Origin of the sequence: Flavobacterium saccharophilum (assembly GCF_900142735.1) — a bacterium.
GTDB lineage: Bacteria > Bacteroidota > Bacteroidia > Flavobacteriales > Flavobacteriaceae > Flavobacterium > Flavobacterium saccharophilum.
In genome coordinates this window covers 266,893-289,781 of the sequence record NZ_FRBY01000006.1, presented here as the reverse complement: position 1 = coordinate 289,781, position 22,889 = coordinate 266,893, and the positions used below count along the sequence as shown (strand labels likewise).

Genomic DNA, 22,889 nt, shown 5'->3' with positions numbered 1-22,889 from the left:
CGATTATAAATTAAAGTTTAAATTAAATTTTAAGGTCAGATCCTGACCAGTTTTGATGGTTCCAAGCAAAGCAGTTGGAGATTTCATTCCAAAATCGTTAAAAGTGATTTTATTTGATCCCTGCATGTTTACCCCGTCTTTAGTGATAGCTGTTTTAACAGTTGTTTTTAAGATTTTACTAACTCCGGCAATGGTGTAGGTTCCGGTCAGTTCCCAAGTAGTTTCATTTACTTTTTCGGCAGATTTTAAAACATATTTAATGTTTTTTTGCTTGTCTGTTTTTAAAGTTTCGTAAGCAACTTTGTCCATACTTTTTTTCTCACTTTTAATGCTTTCTGCCAGTAGCGTTATGGATAATGATTCAATTTCAGTTAGTTTTGAATTAACGATCGTAAAATTGGCAGTTCCGGTTCCTGCGCTGGATTTCATTTCCCAATCATGTAAAGTGGAAGTTCCTATAACTGAAAATGTAGTTTTGTTATCCAAAGTGTAACTCTTTTGTGCAGAGACAAATGATGTAATTCCAAAAATGGAAATTACAACTGCAAGTAATTTTATTTTTCCTGATTTCATTTTGATAATATTTTATTGAAGTGTTTATGGCTGTTGGGCCAATTCTGCCTTAGTACTAATAGCATCCTTTGTTAACTTGAACCAAATTTATCTCTCATATCCGAAGAATTTACTGATAAAAATCATTGTTAAAATTTTATTAAAATGATATTTATAACTACATCGATTTCTGTAATTTTTTCATAGGTTTTAATTGCATTATTGAGTGTTAAAGTTTGTGGTTTTTACTTTTTTAGGATACCTCTTTTTATCAATTTTTGAGATTGTATGGCGGTTTATACCATTAGAAATGAACAAATCCTTAAATTTGCACCATGCAAATCGAGAAAAAAGACATAAGAGCCTTATCAAAAGATCAATTACGAGATTTTTTTGTCGCAAATAATGACAAAGCTTTTCGTGGAAATCAAGTCTATGAATGGTTGTGGAGCAAGGGGGCACATAGCTTTGAGGATATGACGAATGTTGCCAAAACAACACGTTCTATGCTTGAAGATAATTTTGTTATCAATCATATCAAGGTTGATACAATGCAGCGCAGTAGTGACGGAACAGTAAAAAATGCAGTTCGTTTACATGATGGTTTGGTAGTCGAATCAGTTTTGATTCCGACAGATACCAGAACAACAGCCTGTGTTTCTAGTCAGGTGGGTTGTAGTTTAGATTGTAATTTCTGTGCGACATCAAGATTAAAAAGAATGCGTAATCTGGAGCCGGGAGAAATCTACGATCAGATTTTGGCAATTGATAAAGAAAGTCGTTTGTATCACAATCACCCGCTTTCGAACATTGTTTTTATGGGAATGGGAGAGCCTTTAATGAACTATAATAATGTCATTAAAGCTATTGATATGGTTACGTCATCAGAAGGTTTAGGAATGTCTCCAAAACGTATCATGGTTTCGACTTCCGGAATTCCGAAAATGATTAAGAAAATGGCTGATGATGATGTAAAATTCAAATTGGCAGTTTCATTACATTCGGCAATCGACGAAATTCGCGCCCGAATCATGCCTTTCAGTGTAAATTTTCCTTTAAAAGATTTACGTGAAGCCTTAGAATATTGGTACAGAAAGACAAAAAGCAAAATCTCATACGAATATGTGGTTTGGAAAGGAATTAATGACGACAAAGCTTCGATTGATGCTTTGGTGAAATTCTGTAAATACGTACCTTGTAAAGTCAATTTAATTGAATACAATCTGATTGATGACGGTGAGTTTCAACAAGCTTCAGAAGAATCTATTATGGCCTACATAAAAGCTTTAGAAAATATTGGAGTAGTGGTAAAAGTACGCCGCAGTCGCGGAAAAGATATTGATGCTGCCTGTGGACAATTGGCAAATAAAGAAGGATAAATTCCTGAAATTTTAAATAAACAAAAAAGCATTAAAAACGAGAGATCTTCTTGTTCTTAATGCTTTTTTTCTGGGCAAAAAGGATTCTTATTTTTTCAAATCAATTTCTTCCGTTACTCCGTCTTTTGTGATTTTTGCTAGCGTATCGCAACTTCCATCTCCATAGTCAATAACTGCTGAAGCACCGTTTTTAGTCACAGAAACTATTCCTTTTACAGCAAATGATTTTTTACATATTGCTTTAAATTCTAAAGGAGTGGTGATTTCAGCTGAAAAGGTATCTCCATTTGGGAAAGTGGTTGTGCCGCTACCGGTTACTAAATAAGCATTATCTTCCCAATTGAACCAGGTATCATAACCTTCTACCATTTCTTTAACCATAGAGCCTTTTCTGACATAAACACCTCCGTCATCAAAAGTAATGGTGATATCAATTGCAGCTGTAAATACAGGATGTACTGTTGCTAGTAAATCGGTTGTTTTTACAGTTCGTACGATGCTTTTACTCCCCTGAAGTTTTTTGCCATTATGATAAAATCCATCAAAAGTATAACTAATGGTCTGTGTTGAAGCCGAAAAATCATTAGAGAACGAAATAACCATTTTTCCTTTTACGGTATTGCCGTTTTCCAATGTACAGCCTTCAATACCAAAATCGACTGTTCTGGTCCAGGTATTGTTAGTTAAAACAGTTGTTATTGTAGCACAACTCGGAAGGAAATTTTTTACCGGTCCGCTTGGTTTACTTGTTACATTTTGTTGTGCGCTAAATTGATCTTCAGCAATATTAGTTACATCATCTATTGAGGCGTCAATTTTAGAATTTGTAACTATTTCATCTTTTGTAATTGCTGCAGATGATCCGTCATTTGTTTTTTCATCAGAATTACAGCTGATAAAAAAAGATAAAGCGACTAATGATCCAATAAATAAAAATTTTGTTTTCATAATAAATTAGTTTTACGTGATTTTAATTAATGAACTCAAATTAGGCTTTAACCAGATTATGTTTTGGGTGGTGAATTTACATTAGTGTACAAATTGTTGATATACTAACGTAAAATACACAACGTTTTTTTATTTAAAATAGTATATTTGGAATCGAAATGAATATTACTTCTCAAATAAAACAGCCCATTTTTAACGAGATGGAACTTTTTGAAAAAAAGTTCCATGAATCGATGACCTCAAAGGTTGCATTACTAAACCGTATCACGTATTATATCGTCAATCGTAAAGGAAAACAAATGCGTCCGATGTTTGTTTTTCTGACAGCAAAAATGGTTTCTGAAGGTATTGTAAACGAAAGAACGTATCGCGGAGCTTCGGTTATTGAATTAATTCATACCGCTACTTTAGTTCATGATGATGTGGTAGATGACAGTAATCGCCGTCGTGGATTTTTCTCGATCAATGCACTTTGGAAAAATAAAATTGCTGTTCTTGTTGGGGATTATTTACTTTCAAAAGGATTATTGCTTTCTATTGACAATGGTGATTTTGATTTACTTCGAATTATTTCAGTTGCCGTTCGCGAAATGAGCGAAGGAGAATTACTTCAGATAGAAAAGGCCAGAAGACTCGATATTACTGAAGATGTTTATTACGAAATTATTCGAAAAAAGACCGCTACACTTATTGCGGCTTGTTGTGCGCTTGGTGCAAAATCGGTAATTGAAGATGATATTCAGGTAGAAAATATGCGAAAATTTGGTGAGCTTATCGGAATGGCTTTTCAAATCAAGGATGACTTGTTCGATTACAGCGAAGAAGCAATAGGTAAACCAACGGGAATCGACATTAAAGAGCAAAAAATGACTTTGCCTTTAATCCATGTTTTAAACACTTGTACTCCACAAGAAAAAAAGTGGCTGATCAACTCCATCAAAAACCACAACAAAGACAAAAAACGTGTCAAAGAAGTTATTGCTTTTGTAAAAGATAATAACGGTTTGGCTTACGCCGAAAATAAAATGGTGCAATTTCAGCACGAAGCACTTTTACTTTTAGAGAATTACCCTGATTCTGAGTTTAAAGCTGCACTTACTTTGATGGTGAACTACGTAATTGAGAGAAAGAAATAATTTTTTTAATTAGATAATTAGAAAATTTGTCAATTAGACAATTGTATTTATTCCTTTATTAATAAGGGTTTTGATATCTCAATTTGGAATTTGGATTTTTTTTATTGAAATTTTCTACAGTTGATGCAACCATTTCTCAACCTAACTCGTCTATGCTAATAGAAGTCTGTTAGTAAACCAAAATCGAAAAGCTTATAAATGAAAATTATTCATTTACATCAAGAAGAAACCGAACTTATAAAGTTGGCTGTCGAAAATAATCGGCAAGCACAACAGCAAATATATAGTCGGTTTTCTTCAAAAATGTTAAGCGTTTGTCGACAATATATAAAAGACATTCAATTGGCCGAAGATGTAATGATAACCGCTTTCATGAAAGTGTTTACCAACTTAAGCAAATTTGAACATAAAGGAAGCTTTGAAGGCTGGATTCGTCGAATTATGGTGAACGAATGTATCTCTTATATAAGAGTTCAGAAAAAAGTAAAATTTACTGAAGATGAAATTTATGTTGAAGAAAGTTTCAATGCAATTGATAGTCAGTTTTCAATAGATCAGATTCAGTTTTTAATTGATGCTTTGCCGGACGGCTATAAAATGGTTTTCAATTTATACGCCATTGAAGGTTATAAACATAATGAAATTGCCAAGATGTTAGGGATTAATGAAGGAACATCGAAATCGCAATTATCGCACGCCAAAAAGATGCTGCAAACACAAATTACTATTTTAAAAAAACAAGATAATGGAACCGAATAATTTTGAAAAGGATTTCCGTGAAAAACTAAACGAGCGCAAAATTGAACCAAGCGATAAAGCCTGGGATCGATTGGATGCAATGTTGAGTGTTGCTGAAGAAAAGAAACAGCCAAAAAAGAATTACAAATGGTTGTATATCGCAGCAAGCCTTGTTGGGTTTTTATTGGTTGGAACTTTCTTTTTTAATCAGAAGGAAAGCAAGGCTGAAACGCCAAAAAACACTATTGTAATTAAAGAAGATCAAAAGAGAGATTCAGTAGTAAAACCAACTCTAAACATAATTGATTCGGTTAAAACGGAAATTGCCGTTTCTGAAAAAGATGGAACCCAAACTTCAGCAAAAAAATCAATTGCAGAAAAAATAAATCATAATCAAAACACAAATAAAATCATTAAAAATGAATCAAATCAAATAGCGGAGTCTTCAATCATCATCAAAAACAATCAGGAAAAACAAGCAATCAACAATCAAACTTCAGTTGTCGAAACTTCTAAAAGCGAAACAGTAGATCAATTATTGGATTCGGCCGAAAAAACAATAATTGCTGAAAATTCGACTAAGCCAAAATCAAGAGTAAAAATAAATGCTAATGATTTGCTTAATCAGGTCGATGGAGAATTAGAACTCTCTTTCAGAGAAAAACTTATTTCTAAAATCAATAGAAATTATCAAACAGTCAAAGTGGCTGTTGCCAATAGAAATGTTAAAGATTAATTATTAAAATCATCAATCAAATCATCAATCAAAAAAAAACAATCATGAAAAATTTTACCATTTATTTATTTATTTTATTCTTCTTATTAGTCAATAAAATGATAGGGCAGGAAACTTTTGAGAACAAAGCAAAAGCAATAGCTGTAAGCATTGAAAAAATCACTACTGAGGAAAAAGCAGCTTTAAAAAAAGAAATTGACGAGGTAAACAGTCAATTAATTGAAGGAACAATTTCTAAGGAAGAAGCTGAAAAGAAAAAGAAATCTTTTGCTGAAATTAGAGCACGTAACATCGAGAACAGAACTGCAATAGAGCAGGATAAATTACAAGAATTAGTTCAGGAAAAGGTAGACGGCAAAATAGATTATAAAAAAGAACGTGGAGGAACCGTTATTTTACTTGGCGGAAGCAATGATTCTATTAGAGCGAATCAAACAGAGATTAACATTCCCTCTATGAAAGTTTATGAAGGCAAAGAGGCAAAAGTTAAAAGAGAATCTAAAAGAACGACATCTCAATTTGTGTTTGCTGCCGGGTTAAATAGCACGATGGTGGACGGAAAACTTCAGGATTCAAATTACAGTTTTATAGGTTCACATTTCTATGAATGGGGCTTTACATTTAATTCGAGAATACTGGCTGATAACAATTTATTGCATGCTAAATACGGACTTTCTTTAATGTATAATAACCTTAGACCAACAGATAATCGCAGTTTTGTTGTTAATGGCGCTGTAACAGAATTGGTTACAAATCCTATAAATTTAAAAGAATCTCGCTTTAGAAATGTTTATTTGGTGGTTCCTGTACATTTAGAATTTGATTTTTCAAAAGATGGTAATTATGAAGGTAAAAGCTATTTTAGAACTCATAAAGGGTTTCGTTTAGGAGTTGGAGGATATACAGGAATTAATGTAAAATCGAAACAGATTTTAAAGTATGAAGACAATGATTATAAAACGACACAAAAAACGAAAGGAGACTTTAATACAAATAACTTTATTTACGGGCTAAGTGCCTATATAGGTTATAAGGAAACAAGTTTATATTTGAAATATGATTTGAACCCGATATTTCAAGACAATCCGGTAAAGGAGAATAATATTTCATTAGGTATACGTTTCGATTTTAATTAAATAAAAATTAAATTAGTTAGTAAGGAAAGCGCTTTGAAAAAGGCGCTTTTTTTATGTGACAAATCGATAAATTTCAAGATGGATTTATGTATTTTTACAAGCTCTCAACTTTTAAATTATTTTACGTTTTGATCTCACAAAGTACAATTGATTCTGTTTTTGAAACTGCTCGTGTAGAGGAGGTTATTGGTGATTTTGTCAATTTAAAACGTGCTGGAAGTAATTTTAAAGGATTGAGTCCTTTCTCAGATGAGCGCTCTCCGTCGTTCATGGTGTCGCCTGCAAAAGGAATCTGGAAAGATTTTAGTACTGGAAAAGGAGGAAACTCTGTTAAATTCCTAATGGAACACTCGCAATTTACCTATCCGGAAGCTATTCGGTACTTGGCTAAAAAATACAATATCGAGATTGAAGAAACAGAACAAACGGATGCTGAAAAAGCGATAACCGATGTTCGCGAGAGTATGTATTTGGTTTCGGAATTTGCAAAAGATTATTTTCATAAAACACTTTTAAATTCGGAGGAAGGAAAAGCTATTGGACTATCGTATTTTAAAGAAAGAGGATTTACAAATGAGACGATTAAAAAGTTTAGTTTGGGTTATTCTCCGGAAATCTGGGATGCTTTAACTAAAGAAGCTTTAGGTAAAGGTTATAAATTGGAATTTCTGGAAAGTACTGGTTTGACAATTCCTCGAGAAGACCGCCCTTTTGACCGTTTTAAAGGACGTGTAATGTTTCCGATAGAAAGCATGTCGGGACGTGTTTTGGGATTTGGAGGACGTATTTTAACGAATGATAAAAAAGCGGCGAAGTACCTAAATTCGCCAGAAAGTGATATTTACCATAAAAGTAAAGTGCTTTATGGAATTTATCAGGCCAAACAATCTATCGCAAAACAAAATAATTGTTATTTGGTTGAAGGGTATACAGATGTTATTCAGTTTAATCAGGCTGGAATTGAGAATGTTGTGGCTTCTTCCGGTACAGCCTTAACGCCGGACCAAATCCGATTGATAAATCGTTTGACCAGAAATATTACCGTACTTTTTGATGGCGACGCTGCAGGACTTCGTGCTTCTATTCGTGGGATCGATTTGATTCTGGAAGAAGGAATGAATGTAAGAGTTTGTGGTTTTCCTGATGGAGAAGATCCGGACAGTTTTGCCCGAAAAAATTCGCATGATGATTTAGTAGCTTATTTAGAAGAGAACAGTAAAGATTTTATACAGTTTAAAGCTTCTCTCCTAATGAAAGAGGCCAAAAACGATCCTATAAAAAAAGCCGATTTGATTCGTGATATGGTTGTTAGTATTTCGAAAATTCCGGATCGTATTCAGCGTGAAGTTTATACTCAGGAATGCGCCCGAATAATGGATATCTCGGAGCAGGTTTTGGTAAGCACTTTGGCACAGTTGATTCAAAAAGATCTTACAGAAGCCAATAAAAAGCAAAAGCAGGAACAAAAACCTTTTGAAGTTGTTAGAAACCAGAATCCCAAAAATACTGGTTTTTCAGGAGGAGATCCGGAGGATCCAAGAAATGGACCACCTGAAGGTTATTATGAAGAGCCAGGATACCCGCAACAGCAACAAGCTGAAAAGGTTGATATATTATATCGTCTGGAACGAAAAGTAATTGAAATTTTATTGCTTTATGGAGATAAAACCGAAGAATTTGAAGATGTACTTTTAAAAAATAATGAAGAAGGTGAGATTGTCATGGTCTCTGAGAAGAGAGAATATAAAGTTTTCCAGCGAATTTATTTGAGTTTGCAGGAAGATGAGGTAGAACTTTCAAATAATTTATTTCGAGATATTTTTACCGATTTGATTGCTTTTTATCACCAAAATGAAAAGTTTAGTCTGGAACAATATTTAATGCGTTTACAGCCTGATTTTGCTCAGGAAGTTACAGATATTTTAATGGAAGATGAAAGATTGGGCCTACATGATTGGGAAGGGCAGAATATTTTCACAAAGGGAAAACATGAAACGATAGCGCAATATGTAACTGAAACAGTTATGTCTATGCGTTGGTTTTTAGTGGGTAAAATTATTGAAGAATTAAAAAGCTCTATACAACCTGATAATTCAGATAATACAGAGCTTTTGTCTATGGTAATGGATTACTCAAGTTTAGTTAATTCATTCTCGAAAAAACTCGGAAGAGTAATGTCGAGATACCATTAAATAATTTCTAAAGTCTTCGCTTTGTTAACTAAGTCAACTAAATTAGTAACATTCAATTTAGTCAATAATCTTAATTTGTAAGTGCTGATCGTTTTTTCGTTCAGATTTAAGATTTTAGAGATTTCATTGTTTTTCTTACCATCACTTAAATAACGTAAAACTTCAATCTCGCGATTTGACAGTTTTCTGTACAAACGTTCGCTTTTGCTTTGTTTAGCAATTAGAGCCATGTTTTTACGTACAGTCTCGTTAATGATAATTTTTCCTTCATGTACTTTGATAATAGAAAGACCTAAAGTTTCAAGTTTTTCAGTTTTGTGTACATACCCGGAAACTCCTGCTTTAATTGCATTTGGAGCATACATTTGTTCAGCGAGGTCACTAAAAATTACAATTTTTGTTTTTGGGAAGTTTTTCAGGATTGATTTAACTTCAAAGATACTAGAAAGACCTTCTAACTCTAAATCTAGAATTAGGATGTCAATTTCCTTCGTTTGAAGAATATCTCTAACCATTGAAAAATTGCCCACATTGGCAACAATTGAAATTTGATCGTGGTCTTTAAAATAAGACTTAACGCCAAAGTGAGTCACAGGATGATTGTCTGCAAGACATACTTTAATCATAATTTTTACCTTTTTAGAATTGTTTTATCATGTTTTTGGAGCTGTAAAATTAATAAATAAATTCTGTAATTAATCGAAGGTAAATGTTAAAAAGTTTTATTTTAACGTTTTTGGTATTATGCAGACAGGTATAGCATCCATTTTGTGCTTGTTGCTGGTGTTTAATCGTTTATAAATTTCAAAGACAGATTTTTCTCTCCCATTAAAGTCACCTGCCGTTTTTCCTGACTCCGCCGCCAACATGGCCCATTCAAGTTCATCATAACTTGCTCCTAATTGATCTTCATCGGTTCTGTTATCACCAAAAAGGCCATCTGTTGGAGCTGCTGTTAAAATTGAATTTGGAATTGCTAAAAATTCTCCCAGAGCATAAACGTCAGATTTCATTAAATCAGCAATTGGACTTAAATCAACTCCGCCATCGCCATATTTAGTATAAAATCCTACTCCAAAATCTTCCACTTTATTCCCGGTTCCGGCTACTAAAAGTCCGTGAATGCCGGCTAAGTAATATAAAGACGTCATTCTGATGCGAGCGCGTGTATTGGCTAAAGATAAGCTTACTTTGGCCTCGTCCTCTGTTTTAGGAATGGAGCTTTTAAAAGCTTCAAAAGTGGCTGTTAAATCAGTCTCTATGCTTGATACGTTTGGGAAACGTTTCTTTAATTGGTCAATATGTTCTCTTCCTCTTGAAACTTGACTTGCGGCCTGGTGAATTGGCATTTCAACACATAAAACCTGTAAACCCGTTTGGGCACATAATGTAGAAGTTACAGCAGAATCAACTCCGCCGGAAATTCCAATTACAAAACCATTTACTTTTGCATTGTTAGCATAATTTTTTAACCAATCTACAATGTGGGTATTTACTTTTTCTGTTTGAATTGTACTTTTTTTAGCCATAATAGTTCAAGTTTTAAGATACAGGGATGTATATTTGCACAAATATTTTTAAGTATGTCTGTATTTAAATTTATGCAACACAAATCTAATTAAAATAAAATGAAAATATATCGCTTTATAGTAGTTCTATCCCTGTTTTTTTTGTCTTGTGATCAAAAAAGCAAAGTCGAAAAAGAAGTAGAGGGAATTCCGGTTGATATTAAAGTAGAACGTTTTGATAAAGTGTTTTTTGAAACAAAACCTGAGGATTTAGCCAAAGTAAAAAGACAATATCCTTTCTTTTTTCCTGCAGGTAATGATGACTCAGTTTGGTTGCAGAAAATGCAGGAACCAATTTGGAGAGAAGTATATGAAGAAGTGCAGAAAAAGTATGCAAATTTTGAACCTGTACGTCAGGAGTTTAATTCGCTTTTTCAGCATGTTAAATATTATTTTCCTAAAACTAAAACTCCAAAAGTAATTACTGTAATTGGCGAAATGGATTATAATGCCAAAGCAATTTATGCAGATAGTCTAGTAATTGTAGCTTTGGAGTTGTATTTGGGGAAAGATCATAAATTTTATGAATTTCCAAATTATCTGAAACAGAATTTTGAGGAAAAACAAATTATGCCGGATGTGGTTTCAAGTTTTGCTTACAGAAATATTCCAGCGTTTCCGGATAGAACTTTAGTTTCTCAAATGATATTTGAAGGAAAACAATTGTATGCAAAAGATTTATTATTGCCAGAATATACAGATGCCGATAAAATTGGTTATACCCCTGAGCAGATAAAATGGTGTGAAGAAAATGAAGCGTATATGTGGCGTTATTTTCTTGAAAAAGAAATGCTCTACAGTGATGATCCTAAATTAACAACCCGATTTATGACACCCGCACCATTTTCAAAATTTTATCTGGAAATAGATAATGATACCCCAGGAAAAGTTGGGGCGTGGATTGGATGGCAAATGGTACGTTCGTATATGAAGAACAATAATGTTACTTTGCCTGAATTATTAAAAACAAGTAGTAAAGAGATTTTCGAGAAGTCAAAATATAAACCTAAGAAATAATGTCAGATACAATAAATTCAGAAATTAAATTCAATATAGAATTAGATGAAAACCGTGTTCCGGAAAAATTAACCTGGAGCGCGCAAGATGGCGGTGTACAGGCTGAAGAAGCAAAAGCAATTATGTTATCTATTTGGGATAGCAAAGCTAAAGAAACAATGCGTATTGATTTGTGGACAAAAGATATGCCGGTTGATGAAATGAAGATTTTCTTTCACCAGACTTTAGTAGCGATGTCAGATACTTTTAAGCGTGCAACTGATGATGAGAAAATGTCAGATACCATGAAAGATTTCTGTGATTATTTTGCAGAGAAATTGGAGTTGACTAAATAAATTTCAAATTCTAAAAATAAAAAAATCCCAAATTCCAATTAAACTGGAGTTTGGGATTTTTTTATTTTTTGCCATCCGGAGAAAAGTCGAAGGATTGGAGTTTGGAATTTTTAAAATTGGAATTTTAAAACTGACTATTGTTTTTAAATACTTCCTGATTTACTTCATCGATATAAGATAAAAGATCTTCTTTTCCAGTTGATTCTGTAGATGAGGTTACAAAATATTGAGGCATTTCTTCCCAGTTATTAGCAAACATTTGTTTTTTGTATGCTGCAATATGTGAATCAATTTTTGTTTTACTGATTTTATCTGCTTTCGTAAAAATAATACAAAACGGAATTTCGCTTTCACCCATATAAGACATAAATTCAATATCTATGTTTTGAGCTTCATGACGAATATCAATCAAAACAAAAGCGCAAACTAATTGCTCTCTGGTTTCAAAATAATCAGTAATAAATTGCTGGAAAACTGATTTTGTTTTTTTGGACACTTTCGCGTAGCCATAACCAGGTAAATCGACCAAAAACCAATTGTTATTGATTTTAAAGTGATTTATTAATTGGGTTTTTCCAGGTCTTCCTGAAGTTTTTGCTAAATTCTTGTGATTGGTAAGCATGTTGATCAACGAAGATTTACCAACGTTTGATCTTCCGATAAAAGCATATTCCGGCAAAAATTCCGCAGGACATTTTGCAACTTCAGAATTGCTGACAATAAATTCGGCGGTTGTAATTTTCATGTTTTTTGTTTTTAAAACCTCCTAAAAGTCGAAAGTTAGATGCTATAAATTCTTTTTAATGAGCCATTCTTCAAGAAGTTTGTTGAATTCCTGAGGATGTTCCATCATAGCAGCGTGTCCACATTTGTCTATCCAATACAAAGTTGAATTAGGCAATAATTTATCAAATTCTTCGGCAACATTTGGTGGTGTAACAGCGTCATTTTTACCCCAAATAATACAGGTTTCTACTGTCATTTTTGGTAAATCTTTAGCCATATTATGACGAATTGCACTCTTGGCAATCGTTAGGGTTTTGATTAATTTAATGCGGTCATTTACCGTTGCATAAACTTCATCAATAAGTTCCGGAGTGGCAATTGCAGGATCGTAAAATACATCTTCAGCTTTCTTTTTGATGTATTCATAATCACCTCTTTTTGGGTAACTATCTCCCATAGCGCTTTCGTAAAGACCAGAGCTTCCAGTAATTACAAGTCCTGCTACTTTTTCAGGATATAATTTTGTGTGATAAAGTGCAATATGTCCTCCTAGTGAGTTACCTAATAAAATTACCTGATCAAAACCTTTGAAAGTAATAAAGTCTTTTACATATTTTGCAAAGCTTTTTACGTTCGTTTTTAAAATGCTTTGAGTGTATATTGGCAAATCAGGGATGACAACTTTGTATCCTTTTGTTGGGAAATATTCGGCTACAGCATCAAAGTTGCTAAGGCCTCCCATTAAGCCATGTAAAATAACGATAGGAGTACCTTCTCCAGCTTCATAATAGCTGTATTTGCCTTCTTTTTTGTAGTGTTTGTCCATCTAATTTAATGCCAATTTCAATTTGGACAAATATAGGGTTTAATAAATAAAAATGAATTTTTGCTACCGTTTTTTAACTAGATAATTTTCGTAGAACATCTAAGTGGTTAAAAATCAGATTTTAGAGGTGTTTTTGGTGGAATTGCCAAATGTTAAGAAATCTGCATAATAGACATTTTTTTAAGAAAAATGGTGCATAATTTTTTCAATTGATTAGTGTAATTGGAAATTCAGTAATAATTAGCTAATGTATTGATTGGTTGTAAATTAGGTATGGTGGGAGTAAAGTGGTTAAACTTATTAACAAAGTGGTATATTGTGGTAAAATGTGGTAATATTTTTTATATTTTTGTCCTATAACATATTAATTGATTTTTCTTGAACACAATTGTTGGAACATATGAGTGTAAAGTCGATGCTAAAGGGAGGCTAATGATGCCTGCGCCTTTGAAAAAGCAATTGGCTTCTTCTCTTCAGGACGGATTCGTTTTGAAGCGCTCGGTCTTTCAACCGTGTTTAGAATTGTATCCGATGGAGGAATGGAACCTGATGATGCAAAAAATCAACAAGCTGAATCGTTTTGTAAAAAAGAACAATGATTTCATTCGAAGATTTACTGCCGGAGTTAAAATGGTAGAAATTGATGCATTAGGGAGATTGTTGGTGCCAAAAGATTTGGTAGCTTTTTCTGGTATTGCTAAAGATGTGGTTTTTTCATCTGCGGTTAATATTGTGGAAATTTGGGATAAGGATTTATATGAAAAATCAATAAGCGGCGAAGATATGGATTTTGCAGATCTGGCCGAAGAAGTAATGGGAAATATTAATGACGACGACAATGGAATATCATAATCCGGTTTTACTTCATCCTACAGTTGATGGTTTAAATATTAAACCTGATGGCATTTATGTAGATGTTACGTTTGGTGGCGGTGGGCATTCAAAAGAAATTTTGAGACGATTAGGGCCAAACGGTAAATTATTTGCTTTTGATCAGGATGAAGATGCGCTTGCAAACGCATTACCGGATGAAAGGTTTATCTTAATTAATGAGAACTTTAGATTTATAAAAAGGTTTTTGCGTTTTCATGGTGTTAAAGGAGTAGATGGAATCCTGGCCGATTTAGGAGTTTCATCACATCAGTTTGATGTTCCGGAAAGAGGATTCTCTACAAGATTTGATGCCGAGCTTGATATGCGGATGAGTCAAAAAAATGATTTAAATGCTTACCGGGTGGTTAACGAATATGAAGAACAGGATTTACGTCGTGTTTTTTTTGATTATGGGGAGTTGAAAAACGCACCTGCCTTGGCAAGAACAATTGTAGAAGCAAGAGAAAAATATCCAATCAAAACGACAGACGAATTAAAAGTAGTTTTGGCAAAATATTTACCTGAAAGAGTTAAAAATAAAATATTGGCCCAGATTTATCAGGCAATTCGAATTGAGGTAAATCAGGAAATGGATGTTTTGAAAGAGTTTATTGAGCAGTCATTAGAAATTCTAAATCCGGGAGGAAGATTTTCAGTAATCTCTTATCATTCTTTAGAAGACAGATTGGTTAAAAGATTCATTAAAAACGGAATGTTTGAAGGAGAGCCGGAACGTGATTTTTATGGAAACTTTTCAGTTCCGTTTAAAACGATTGGAAAATTGATTGTTCCTGATGACGCTGAGATCAAAATTAATAATAGAGCAAGAAGTGCAAAATTAAGAATTGCTGAGAAGATATAATATAAAGGTAGAAAAATGAAAGGTGGAGTATTTGGCATATTAAAAGCAAGGTTTCTTATAAATGATGACGCAGTTAAAAACTGGCGATTCATTGTTTTTATCATTTTGCTTGCCATAATAATGATTGCCAATACACAGCGATACGAACAAAAGGTTTTTGAAATTGCAAAGCTGAACAATGAAGTAAAAGAATTGCGATCTGAATTTGTAGACCGACGTTCAGAATTAATGAAATTAAAAATGGAATCAACGATATCGGATAAAATGCTTGAAAAACAGATTTTTCCATCGACAGTTCCTCCAGTAAAAATAGAAGTTAAAAAAGAAGAAGAAAAAAGTTTCTTTAAAAGAATATGGCAGTAGACGATAAACATATATCCTACAGAATTTACCTCGTAGCAGTTTTCATCTTCGTGATGGCAATTGCTATTGTCGTTAAATTAACCAATATTCAATGGGTTGAAGGAGATTATTATAGAAAACTGGCGAAACAGCGTACAGTTAGAAATTTTGTGATTCCGGCAAACAAAGGAAATATTTATTCGGCTGATGGAAGTTTGCTGGCAACCTCAATTCCTAATTATGAAATTAGATTTGATGCAAAAGCGCCAAAAACAGAAACTTTCGAAAAACACGTAAAAGCACTATCAGATTCATTAGCTACTGTTCTCGATAGACCGGGAGGTTATTACGAACAGGAATTAAGAAAAGCCAGAGCCAATAAAAACCGCTATTATTTGATTGCCCGTAAATTGAGTTACACAGACTATGTGAAAATTAAAGGTTTTCCATTATTCAATTTGGGCGCTTTCAAAGGTGGAATTATAGTGGAGCAGGAAACGGTTAGAAAACATCCGATAGGAAAAATAGCCGAAAGAACGATAGGCTACGACCGAATCGATCCCGCAACTGGCGTTGAAGTTGGAAAAGGGATTGAATGGGCTTTTAAAAGTTATCTGAACGGAAAAGATGGTAAAATTCTAAAACAAAAAATCGCAAAAGGACAATGGAAACCTATTCGTGATGTTAATGAAGTTGACCCGATTGATGGTTATGATGTCATTTCGACAATTGATGTATTTATTCAGGATATTGCACATCACGCTTTATTGAAACAGCTAGAAGATTACGAAGCAGATCACGGTTGTGTTGTAGTAATGGAGACAGAAACAGGTTATGTAAAAGCGATTTCCAATTTAGGAAGAATGGAAGATGGATCGTATGAAGAAACTACAAATTATGCTGTCGCAGAATCTCACGAACCAGGATCGACTTTTAAGCTGGTAGATTTGATGGCGATTTTAGAAGACAAAGTAGCAGATACGAGTACTGTTTATGATAGTCACGGTGGAGTAGTTAAGTATTACGGAAGATCTGTACGTGATTCGCATACAGGTGGTTATGGTAAGATTTCGTTAGCTCGTGGATTTGAACTTTCATCAAATACAGTGATGGTTCAGGCAGTTTATAATAATTACAAAAGTAATCCATCAAAATTTGTAGATCACATCAGGAATTTTGGTCTGAATAAAACTTTAGGACTGCATTTTCAAGGAGAAGGAAGAGCTATTATTCCGCATCCAAAAGATAAAAATTGGTCAGGAGTTTCACTTCCATGGATGGCTTTTGGATATGGAGTTTCGGTTACACCAATGCAGACTTTAACACTATATAATGCAGTGGCAAATAATGGTGTAATGGTAAAGCCACAATTTGTTTCAGAAATTAAAGAATGGAATAAAACGATTAAAAAGTTTGATACAGAAGTAATGAATTCAAGCATTTGTTCGCCAGAAACGCTTAAAAAAGTAAGAGCAGTTTTGCAAAATGTGGTAAAAAAGGGAACAGGTTCTAAGTTATATTCGAAAGATTTTTCTATGGCAGGAAAAACAGGAACAGCTATGGTAAATTATGGTAAAGCAGGAAGAGAAGGAATGTATTATGCTTCTTCTTTTGCTGGATATTTTCCGGCCGATCATCCAAAGTATTCTTGTATAGTTGTGGTTCATAAACCAAATACAGCGAACAATAACTATTATGGTGCCGATGTTGCAGGGCCGGTTTTTAAAAGAATTGCTCAAAAGATATTTACAGATGCCCCTTCAACAAATAAAATTAAACAACTGGATTCGAGAGTTCCAAAGCAGGATTCCAGCTATGAAAAATATACCACTGAAGTAAATAAGAAAACGAATCAGGTTCCTAATTTGAAAGGAATGCCAGGAATGGATGCGATTGCTTTACTTGAAAATCTTGATTTGAAGGTAAAAGTTATTGGTGTTGGAAAAGTGAAAAAACAGTCCATTCAGCCAGGACAAACTATTAGTAAAAACACAACCATAGTATTAGAATTATCGTGAAAGTACTGAAAGACATATTATATAAAGTAGCGATTGAATCTGTAACAGGTTCGACAGAAATCGACGTACACAAAATTGATTTTGATTCAAGAAAGATTGAAGCAAATGATGTTTTTGTCGCCATTCGCGGATCACTTTCTGATGGGCACGATTATATCGAAAAAGCAATTCAGTTAGGAGCAATTGCGGTTATTTGTGATACATTACCAGAAAATATTGAAAAAGGAATTACGTATATAAAAGTAAAAGATACAAATACAGCTTTGGCTTTTATGGCAGCTAATTTTTTCGGAAACCCTTCTGAAAAATTAAAATTAGTGGGTGTCACAGGTACAAATGGAAAAACAACAATAGCATCTTTATTATTTCAATTGTTTGAAAAAGCAGGATTTAAAGTTGGTTTATTATCAACAGTAAAAATCATGGTTGATGAAACAGAATATAAAGCAACCCACACAACGCCGGATTCTATTACGATCAATTATTATTTAAATGAAATGATCGAAGCTGGAGTGACACATTGTTTTATGGAAGTGAGTTCGCACGGAATTCATCAAAAGAGAACAGAAGCTTTGCATTTTGTAGGTGGAATTTTCACGAATCTTTCACATGATCATTTAGATTATCATCCAACTTTTGCAGAATACAGAGATGTAAAAAAGTCATTTTTTGATTCACTGCCAAAAACAGCCTTCGCTTTATCAAACATTGATGATAAAAACGGAACTGTAATGCTTCAAAATACGGTTGCCAGGAAATTTACCTATGCTTTAAAATCTTATGCTGATTTTAAAGCAACAATATTAGAGAGCCAATTGTCTGGATTATTGCTAAAAGTAAATGAAAATGAAGTTTGGGTAAAACTGATTGGAACCTTTAATGCTTACAACGTTTTGGCAATTTACGGAACTGCAATTGAACTAGGAATGGATAGTCTTGAAGCGTTACGCTTACTGTCTGATTTAGAAAGTGTTTCGGGTCGTTTTCAATATATTGTGTCAGAAGGCAACATTACTGCAATTGTTGATTACGCACATACGCCGGATGCATTGGACAATGTATTAAAAACAATTAATGATATCCGTACCAAAAACGAACAATTGATTACAGTTGTGGGTTGTGGTGGAAACAGAGATAAAACAAAGAGACCAATTATGGCTAAAATTGCTTCAGATCTTAGTGATAAGGCAATTTTAACTTCTGATAATCCAAGAAACGAGGATCCTGAAGTGATTTTAGATGAAATGGAAAAAGGAGTGGAAGCTCATAATTATAAAAAAATATTGAGAATTACCGACAGAAAACAAGCTATTAAGACAGCTTGTCAATTGGCTCAGCCAAATGATATTATTTTAATCGCCGGTAAAGGTCATGAAACGTATCAGGAAATTAATGGTGTTCGTCATCATTTTGATGATATGGAAACGGTAAAAGAAATTTTAGATCAACTAAAGAAATAACAAAAAAGGAAATTTCAGATTCGAATTTAGACGTTGGAATTTGGAATTTAATTCAAAATTGGAATTTAAAATAAAAGATATATGCTATACTATTTATTTGAATATTTAGACAAAACATTAGATATACCGGGAACAGGTGTTTTCCAGTATATCACTTTCAGATCGGCTTTAGCATTAATGCTTTCGTTGCTTTTATCAACGATTTACGGAAAGAGAATCATTAACTTTTTGAGAAATCAGCAAGTAGGTGAAACCGTTCGTGAGCTTGGTCTTCAAGGGCAAAATGAAAAAGCAGGAACTCCAACAATGGGGGGACTGATTATCATTTTTGCAACCCTTGTGCCTGTTTTGTTATTTGCTCGTTTGCATAATATTTACATTGTATTACTTATTGTGACTACTCTTTGGATGGGAACGATTGGTTTTGTAGATGATTATATTAAAATATTCAAAAAAGATAAAGAAGGTCTTAAAGGGATTTTTAAAGTAATTGGCCAGGTTGGTTTGGGAATTATTGTTGGAGCTGTTCTCTATTTTAATCCAGCTGTAACAGTTAGAACTGATACGGGAAGAACAGATGTATTTAAATCTTCGACTAATACAACAGTAGTTTTACCAGCTCCTGTGGAGGAGAAATCAACTGCAACGACAATTCCTTTTGTAAAAAACAATGAATTTGATTATGCTGAAATATTGGCTTTTACTGGTGAAGGATATGAAAAATGGGCTTGGTTGATTTTTATTCCTGTGGTAATTTTTATTATAACGGCTGTTTCAAACGGAGCTAATTTAACAGATGGTATTGATGGTCTCGCCGCGGGAACGTCAGCAGTATCCGTCCTCGCACTTGGAATATTTACGTTCGTTTCCGGGAATATTATTTTCTCCAATTATTTAAATATAATGTATATCCCAAATTCTGGAGAAATGACCGTTTTTATATCTGCATTTGTGGGAGCGTTAATAGGATTTCTTTGGTACAACTCTTATCCCGCATCTGTTTTTATGGGAGATACAGGAAGTTTAACTATTGGTGGAATCATTGCCGTTTTGGCAATTGCAGTTAGAAAAGAATTATTGATTCCGTTATTGTGTGGAATCTTTTTAGTGGAAAATTTCTCAGTGGTTTTGCAGGTGAGTTATTTCAAATTTACTAAAAAGAGATACGGTGAAGGACGAAGAATTTTCCTGATGTCACCATTGCATCACCATTATCAAAAAAAGGGATATCATGAAAGTAAAATTGTTACCCGATTCTGGATTGTTGCGATTATGTTAGCCATATTATCAATCGTTACTTTAAAACTAAGATAGATGAGGCTAGTAGTTTTAGGAGGAGGAGAAAGTGGTGTAGGTACTGCTATTCTTGGGAAGAAAAAAGGATACGATGTTTTTGTATCGGATTTTGGAAAGATAAAAGAGAGTTATAAAGAAGTTCTTATCATTAATAAAATAGCATGGGAAGAGGAGCAACATACTGAAGACCTGATTTTAAATGCCGATGTGGTCATGAAAAGTCCGGGAATTCCAGAAAAATCTCCCATAATAAAAAAACTGGTTGCAGCCGGAGTAAAAGTGATTTCGGAAATTGAATTCGCAAAACCTTTTACAGAAGCACTTACAATTGGAATTACCGGAAGCAATGGTAAAACTACCACAACAATGCTGACGTATCATTTGTTGAAATCAGCTGGCTTGAATGTAGGTTTGGGAGGAAACATCGGAAAAAGTTTTGCCTGGCAGGTTGCTGAGAATAAATACGATGCCTACGTGCTCGAGTTAAGTAGTTTTCAGCTTGACGGAATTATAGAATACCGGCCGGATATTGCCATTATTACGAATATCAGTCCAGATCATTTAGACCGATACGAGTATAAATATCACAAGTATATCGATTCAAAGTTCAGAATAACAATGAATCAGACCGAAAGCGATTACCTTATTTACGATGCAGACGATGAGGCAAGCGCAGAATGGTTAAAAAACAACACAACAAAAGCAAAATTAATTCCTTTCTCGCTGACTAAAAAATTCGATGAAGGGGCTTCTATAAATAACAACAAAATGGAAATAAAGATCAACCAAGAAGAGTTTACAATGGAAACAGAATACATTGCGTTAGAAGGAAAACATAACATGAAAAACGCAATGGCAGCAAGCTCTGTAGCGAAATTGATGCAAATTAGGAATGCAACAATTCGCGAAAGTTTATCTAATTTTCAAGGTGTAGAACACCGTTTAGAGAAAGTATTAAAAATTCAGAATGTTCAATATATCAACGATTCAAAAGCAACAAATGTAAATGCTACTTTTTTTGCTTTAGATAGTATGAATGTGCCAACTGTTTGGATTGTTGGTGGTGTTGATAAAGGAAACGATTACAACGAATTAATGTCATTAGTTCGTGAAAAAGTAAAAGCAATTATTTGTTTAGGAATAGATAATCATAAAATTATCGAAGCTTTTGGCAACGTAGTTGATATCATGGTTGAAGTAAATAATATGAGTGATGCTGTAAAAACAGCACAGAGATTAACAGAAAAAGGCGATGCTGTTTTATTGTCTCCAGCCTGCGCAAGTTTCGATTTATTCGAAAACTACGAAGATCGTGGAAAACAGTTTAAACAAGCTGTTCATAATTTATAAAAATAGTTTCATGTTTCAGGTTTCACATTAGGATGAACCTGAAACATTAAACAAGAAAAACCTGAAACTAAGCACTATGAAAGAATTGGTTAACAAATTAAAAGGAGATAGAGTAATATGGTCATTCGTGGCTTTATTAGCACTGTTTTCGTTTATGCCTGTTTTTAGTGCAAGTAGTAATTTGGCGTACATTGGCCATGGAACTGGGAATACATTGGGTTATTTGGTAAAACATCTGGCTCACATTTGTATTGGTTTCCTGATTATTTATTGGGTACATAGAGTACCGTATCATTATTTCAGGGCGATTTCAAAAATTGCTTTACCAATTGTATGGTTCTTATTGCTTTATACATTGCTTAAAGGAACTGTAATTGCCGGAGCAAATGCGAGTCGTTGGATTCAGGTTCCGTTTATTGGAATCACGTTTCAGACCTCGACATTGGCTTCTATCGTGCTATTTATTTTTGTGGCGCGTTATTTGTCTAAAACGAAAGAAGAAAACGAACCTTTTCAGGTTTCACTGATACAGCTTTGGTTGCCGGTTTTTATCACATTGGCACTTATTTTACCAGCGAACTTTTCTACCACAGCATTGATTTTTGCTATGGTTATGATGTTAACGTTCATTGGAAAATATCCATTAAAGTATATTGGTTTTATTATCGGTTCAGGAATTGCAATGTTGGCGTTTTTCCTTTTGGTAGCTAAAGCATTTCCGGATTCGAGATTCTTTAGCAGAGTATCAACCTGGGAAAGTCGTATTGCAAACTTTACCACAGATAAACCTGATGAAGATGATTACCAGATCGAAAAAGCAAAAATCGCAATTGCATCTGGAAGATTAGGAGGTTTAGGCCCAGGGAAAAGTGTTCAGAAGAACTTTTTGCCACAATCTTCTTCCGATTTTATTTATGCCATTGTCGTTGAAGAATATGGTTTAGTTGGAGGAGTTTCGATTTTAATTTTGTATTTATTGTTATTGTTCCGATTTGTAATAGCATCACATAAAGCAACTACGTTATTTGGGAAATTAGTAGTCGTCGGACTCGGTTTTCCGATGATATTTCAGGCGATGATTAATATGGCGGTTGCAGTGGAATTATTGCCGGTAACAGGTCAGACGCTTCCGTTGATTAGTAGTGGAGGTAGTTCGATTTGGATGACTTGTTTTTCACTCGGAATTATCATCAGTGTAACTAAGAAAGATGAAGAAATTGCCGAAGAAAAAGAAGAAAAAGAAAGAAGAAAAGAAGCGCTTCAGAGACTGATTGATAAAGAACTAGCAGAAGAAGATTTACCTGCTGATGAAATATATGAAGAAGAGGGATTAATGTATTCGATTGAAGACAATTCAAGAAATCCTATGAATGCGGTTTTAAATAAATAAGTTAAGAAC

The 22,889-nt window shown here is 33.8% G+C and carries 22 protein-coding genes; 16 read left to right on the top strand and 6 right to left on the bottom strand.

Annotated features, from left to right (window positions below):
• Positions 1-3: 3 nt before the first annotated feature.
• Positions 4-573 (bottom strand): YceI family protein, encoded by a 570-nt coding sequence (locus BUA98_RS19760; protein ID WP_244279234.1) that lies wholly within the window; start codon positions 571-573, stop codon positions 4-6.
• 314 nt (positions 574-887) lie between these two features.
• Here BUA98_RS19760 and rlmN point away from each other — a divergent pair, with 314 nt between their 5' ends.
• Complete coding sequence (gene rlmN, locus BUA98_RS19755) at positions 888-1,931, top strand: dual-specificity RNA methyltransferase RlmN (RefSeq protein WP_072975309.1); 1,044 nt, start codon at positions 888-890, stop codon at positions 1,929-1,931.
• Positions 1,932-2,018: 87 nt separating this feature from the next.
• Here rlmN and BUA98_RS19750 read toward each other — a convergent pair whose 3' ends face one another.
• Positions 2,019-2,879, bottom strand: coding sequence for a hypothetical protein (locus tag BUA98_RS19750; RefSeq protein WP_072975307.1), 861 nt, complete (start codon positions 2,877-2,879; stop codon positions 2,019-2,021).
• Positions 2,880-3,037: 158 nt separating this feature from the next.
• On the opposite strand from BUA98_RS19750, the gene BUA98_RS19745 reads away from it, so the two are divergent.
• The 5 genes from BUA98_RS19745 to dnaG all read left to right on the top strand — a co-directional run bounded on the left by BUA98_RS19745 (position 3,038) and on the right by dnaG (position 8,817).
• Positions 3,038-4,015, top strand: a complete 978-nt coding sequence (locus BUA98_RS19745) for a polyprenyl synthetase family protein (RefSeq protein WP_072975305.1) — start codon at positions 3,038-3,040, stop codon at positions 4,013-4,015.
• Positions 4,016-4,213: 198 nt separating this feature from the next.
• Complete coding sequence (locus BUA98_RS19740) at positions 4,214-4,774, top strand: RNA polymerase sigma factor (RefSeq protein WP_072975303.1); 561 nt, start codon at positions 4,214-4,216, stop codon at positions 4,772-4,774.
• A complete protein-coding gene (locus BUA98_RS19735) occupies positions 4,761-5,489 on the top strand; it encodes a hypothetical protein (protein ID WP_072975301.1) in 729 nt (242 codons plus the stop codon). Before BUA98_RS19740 ends, BUA98_RS19735 begins: the two co-directional genes overlap by 14 nt.
• 44 nt (positions 5,490-5,533) lie before the next feature.
• Entirely contained in the window at positions 5,534-6,625 is a 1,092-nt protein-coding gene (locus tag BUA98_RS19730) for a porin family protein (RefSeq protein WP_072975300.1), read from the top strand.
• 128 nt (positions 6,626-6,753) lie between these two features.
• Positions 6,754-8,817: a DNA primase gene (dnaG, locus tag BUA98_RS19725; protein ID WP_072975563.1), complete on the top strand. Its 2,064-nt coding sequence runs from the start codon at positions 6,754-6,756 to the stop codon at positions 8,815-8,817.
• On the opposite strand, the gene BUA98_RS19720 is transcribed toward dnaG, so the two are convergent.
• On the bottom strand, positions 8,814-9,443 hold the full coding sequence (locus BUA98_RS19720; protein ID WP_026730588.1) for a response regulator transcription factor: 630 nt from the start codon (positions 9,441-9,443) through the stop codon (positions 8,814-8,816). The genes dnaG and BUA98_RS19720 overlap by 4 nt on opposite strands.
• Before the next feature lie 96 nt (positions 9,444-9,539).
• Positions 9,540-10,346, bottom strand: coding sequence for an NAD(+) synthase (nadE, locus tag BUA98_RS19715; protein WP_072975298.1), 807 nt, complete (start codon positions 10,344-10,346; stop codon positions 9,540-9,542).
• A 99-nt stretch (positions 10,347-10,445) separates the two neighbouring features.
• On the opposite strand from nadE, the gene gldB reads away from it, so the two are divergent.
• A complete protein-coding gene (gene gldB, locus BUA98_RS19710) occupies positions 10,446-11,402 on the top strand; it encodes a gliding motility lipoprotein GldB (RefSeq protein WP_072975297.1) in 957 nt (318 codons plus the stop codon).
• Complete coding sequence (gene gldC, locus BUA98_RS19705; protein WP_026985662.1) at positions 11,402-11,737, top strand: gliding motility protein GldC; 336 nt, start codon at positions 11,402-11,404, stop codon at positions 11,735-11,737. The genes gldB and gldC overlap by 1 nt, the downstream gene beginning before the upstream one ends.
• Positions 11,738-11,861: 124 nt before the next feature.
• Here gldC and yihA read toward each other — a convergent pair whose 3' ends face one another.
• Together yihA and BUA98_RS19695 are read right to left on the bottom strand one after the other, a co-directional pair.
• Positions 11,862-12,482: a ribosome biogenesis GTP-binding protein YihA/YsxC gene (gene yihA / locus BUA98_RS19700; RefSeq protein WP_026985664.1), complete on the bottom strand. Its 621-nt coding sequence runs from the start codon at positions 12,480-12,482 to the stop codon at positions 11,862-11,864.
• 42 nt (positions 12,483-12,524) lie between these two features.
• Positions 12,525-13,289, bottom strand: coding sequence for an alpha/beta fold hydrolase (locus BUA98_RS19695; RefSeq protein ID WP_072975295.1), 765 nt, complete (start codon positions 13,287-13,289; stop codon positions 12,525-12,527).
• A gap of 378 nt (positions 13,290-13,667) precedes the next feature.
• Here BUA98_RS19695 and mraZ point away from each other — a divergent pair, with 378 nt between their 5' ends.
• The 8 genes from mraZ (at position 13,668) to BUA98_RS19655 (ending at position 22,880) form a co-directional block, all read left to right on the top strand.
• Positions 13,668-14,141, top strand: coding sequence for a division/cell wall cluster transcriptional repressor MraZ (gene mraZ / locus BUA98_RS19690; RefSeq protein WP_026985666.1), 474 nt, complete (start codon positions 13,668-13,670; stop codon positions 14,139-14,141).
• The gene (rsmH, locus tag BUA98_RS19685; protein WP_208858006.1) at positions 14,116-15,024 is read left to right on the top strand and encodes a 16S rRNA (cytosine(1402)-N(4))-methyltransferase RsmH; all 909 of its coding nucleotides are present in this window, start codon (positions 14,116-14,118) and stop codon (positions 15,022-15,024) included. Before mraZ ends, rsmH begins: the two co-directional genes overlap by 26 nt.
• Before the next feature lie 15 nt (positions 15,025-15,039).
• A complete protein-coding gene (locus BUA98_RS19680) occupies positions 15,040-15,387 on the top strand; it encodes an FtsL-like putative cell division protein (protein WP_029273288.1) in 348 nt (115 codons plus the stop codon).
• Entirely contained in the window at positions 15,378-17,384 is a 2,007-nt protein-coding gene (locus BUA98_RS19675; RefSeq protein WP_072975293.1) for a penicillin-binding protein, read from the top strand. The genes BUA98_RS19680 and BUA98_RS19675 overlap by 10 nt, the downstream gene beginning before the upstream one ends.
• The gene (locus BUA98_RS19670; RefSeq protein WP_072975291.1) at positions 17,381-18,844 is read left to right on the top strand and encodes a UDP-N-acetylmuramoyl-L-alanyl-D-glutamate--2,6-diaminopimelate ligase; all 1,464 of its coding nucleotides are present in this window, start codon (positions 17,381-17,383) and stop codon (positions 18,842-18,844) included. Before BUA98_RS19675 ends, BUA98_RS19670 begins: the two co-directional genes overlap by 4 nt.
• 81 nt (positions 18,845-18,925) lie before the next feature.
• Positions 18,926-20,158: a phospho-N-acetylmuramoyl-pentapeptide-transferase gene (gene mraY / locus BUA98_RS19665; protein WP_072975290.1), complete on the top strand. Its 1,233-nt coding sequence runs from the start codon at positions 18,926-18,928 to the stop codon at positions 20,156-20,158.
• Positions 20,159-21,490, top strand: coding sequence for a UDP-N-acetylmuramoyl-L-alanine--D-glutamate ligase (gene murD / locus BUA98_RS19660; protein ID WP_072975288.1), 1,332 nt, complete (start codon positions 20,159-20,161; stop codon positions 21,488-21,490).
• 76 nt (positions 21,491-21,566) lie between these two features.
• The gene (locus tag BUA98_RS19655) at positions 21,567-22,880 is read left to right on the top strand and encodes an FtsW/RodA/SpoVE family cell cycle protein (protein WP_072975287.1); all 1,314 of its coding nucleotides are present in this window, start codon (positions 21,567-21,569) and stop codon (positions 22,878-22,880) included.
• The last annotated feature ends 9 nt before the right edge of the window (positions 22,881-22,889 follow it).

Excerpts from the sequence above, each read along its gene's own strand:
- BUA98_RS19760 (WP_244279234.1), bottom strand. The coding sequence starts at position 573 with ATGAAATCAGGAAAAATAAAATTACTTGCAGTTGTAATTTCCATTTTT.
- rlmN (WP_072975309.1), top strand. The coding sequence starts at position 888 with ATGCAAATCGAGAAAAAAGACATAAGAGCCTTATCAAAAGATCAATTA.
- BUA98_RS19750 (WP_072975307.1), bottom strand. The coding sequence starts at position 2,879 with ATGAAAACAAAATTTTTATTTATTGGATCATTAGTCGCTTTATCTTTT.
- BUA98_RS19745 (WP_072975305.1), top strand. The coding sequence starts at position 3,038 with ATGAATATTACTTCTCAAATAAAACAGCCCATTTTTAACGAGATGGAA.
- BUA98_RS19740 (WP_072975303.1), top strand. The coding sequence starts at position 4,214 with ATGAAAATTATTCATTTACATCAAGAAGAAACCGAACTTATAAAGTTG.
- BUA98_RS19735 (WP_072975301.1), top strand. The coding sequence starts at position 4,761 with ATGGAACCGAATAATTTTGAAAAGGATTTCCGTGAAAAACTAAACGAG.
- BUA98_RS19730 (WP_072975300.1), top strand. The coding sequence starts at position 5,534 with ATGAAAAATTTTACCATTTATTTATTTATTTTATTCTTCTTATTAGTC.
- BUA98_RS19720 (WP_026730588.1), bottom strand. The coding sequence starts at position 9,443 with ATGATTAAAGTATGTCTTGCAGACAATCATCCTGTGACTCACTTTGGC.
- nadE (WP_072975298.1), bottom strand. The coding sequence starts at position 10,346 with ATGGCTAAAAAAAGTACAATTCAAACAGAAAAAGTAAATACCCACATT.
- gldB (WP_072975297.1), top strand. The coding sequence starts at position 10,446 with ATGAAAATATATCGCTTTATAGTAGTTCTATCCCTGTTTTTTTTGTCT.
- gldC (WP_026985662.1), top strand. The coding sequence starts at position 11,402 with ATGTCAGATACAATAAATTCAGAAATTAAATTCAATATAGAATTAGAT.
- yihA (WP_026985664.1), bottom strand. The coding sequence starts at position 12,482 with ATGAAAATTACAACCGCCGAATTTATTGTCAGCAATTCTGAAGTTGCA.
- BUA98_RS19695 (WP_072975295.1), bottom strand. The coding sequence starts at position 13,289 with ATGGACAAACACTACAAAAAAGAAGGCAAATACAGCTATTATGAAGCT.
- rsmH (WP_208858006.1), top strand. The coding sequence starts at position 14,116 with ATGACGACGACAATGGAATATCATAATCCGGTTTTACTTCATCCTACA.
- BUA98_RS19680 (WP_029273288.1), top strand. The coding sequence starts at position 15,040 with ATGAAAGGTGGAGTATTTGGCATATTAAAAGCAAGGTTTCTTATAAAT.
- BUA98_RS19675 (WP_072975293.1), top strand. The coding sequence starts at position 15,378 with ATGGCAGTAGACGATAAACATATATCCTACAGAATTTACCTCGTAGCA.
- mraY (WP_072975290.1), top strand. The coding sequence starts at position 18,926 with ATGCTATACTATTTATTTGAATATTTAGACAAAACATTAGATATACCG.
- murD (WP_072975288.1), top strand. The coding sequence starts at position 20,159 with ATGAGGCTAGTAGTTTTAGGAGGAGGAGAAAGTGGTGTAGGTACTGCT.
- BUA98_RS19655 (WP_072975287.1), top strand. The coding sequence starts at position 21,567 with ATGAAAGAATTGGTTAACAAATTAAAAGGAGATAGAGTAATATGGTCA.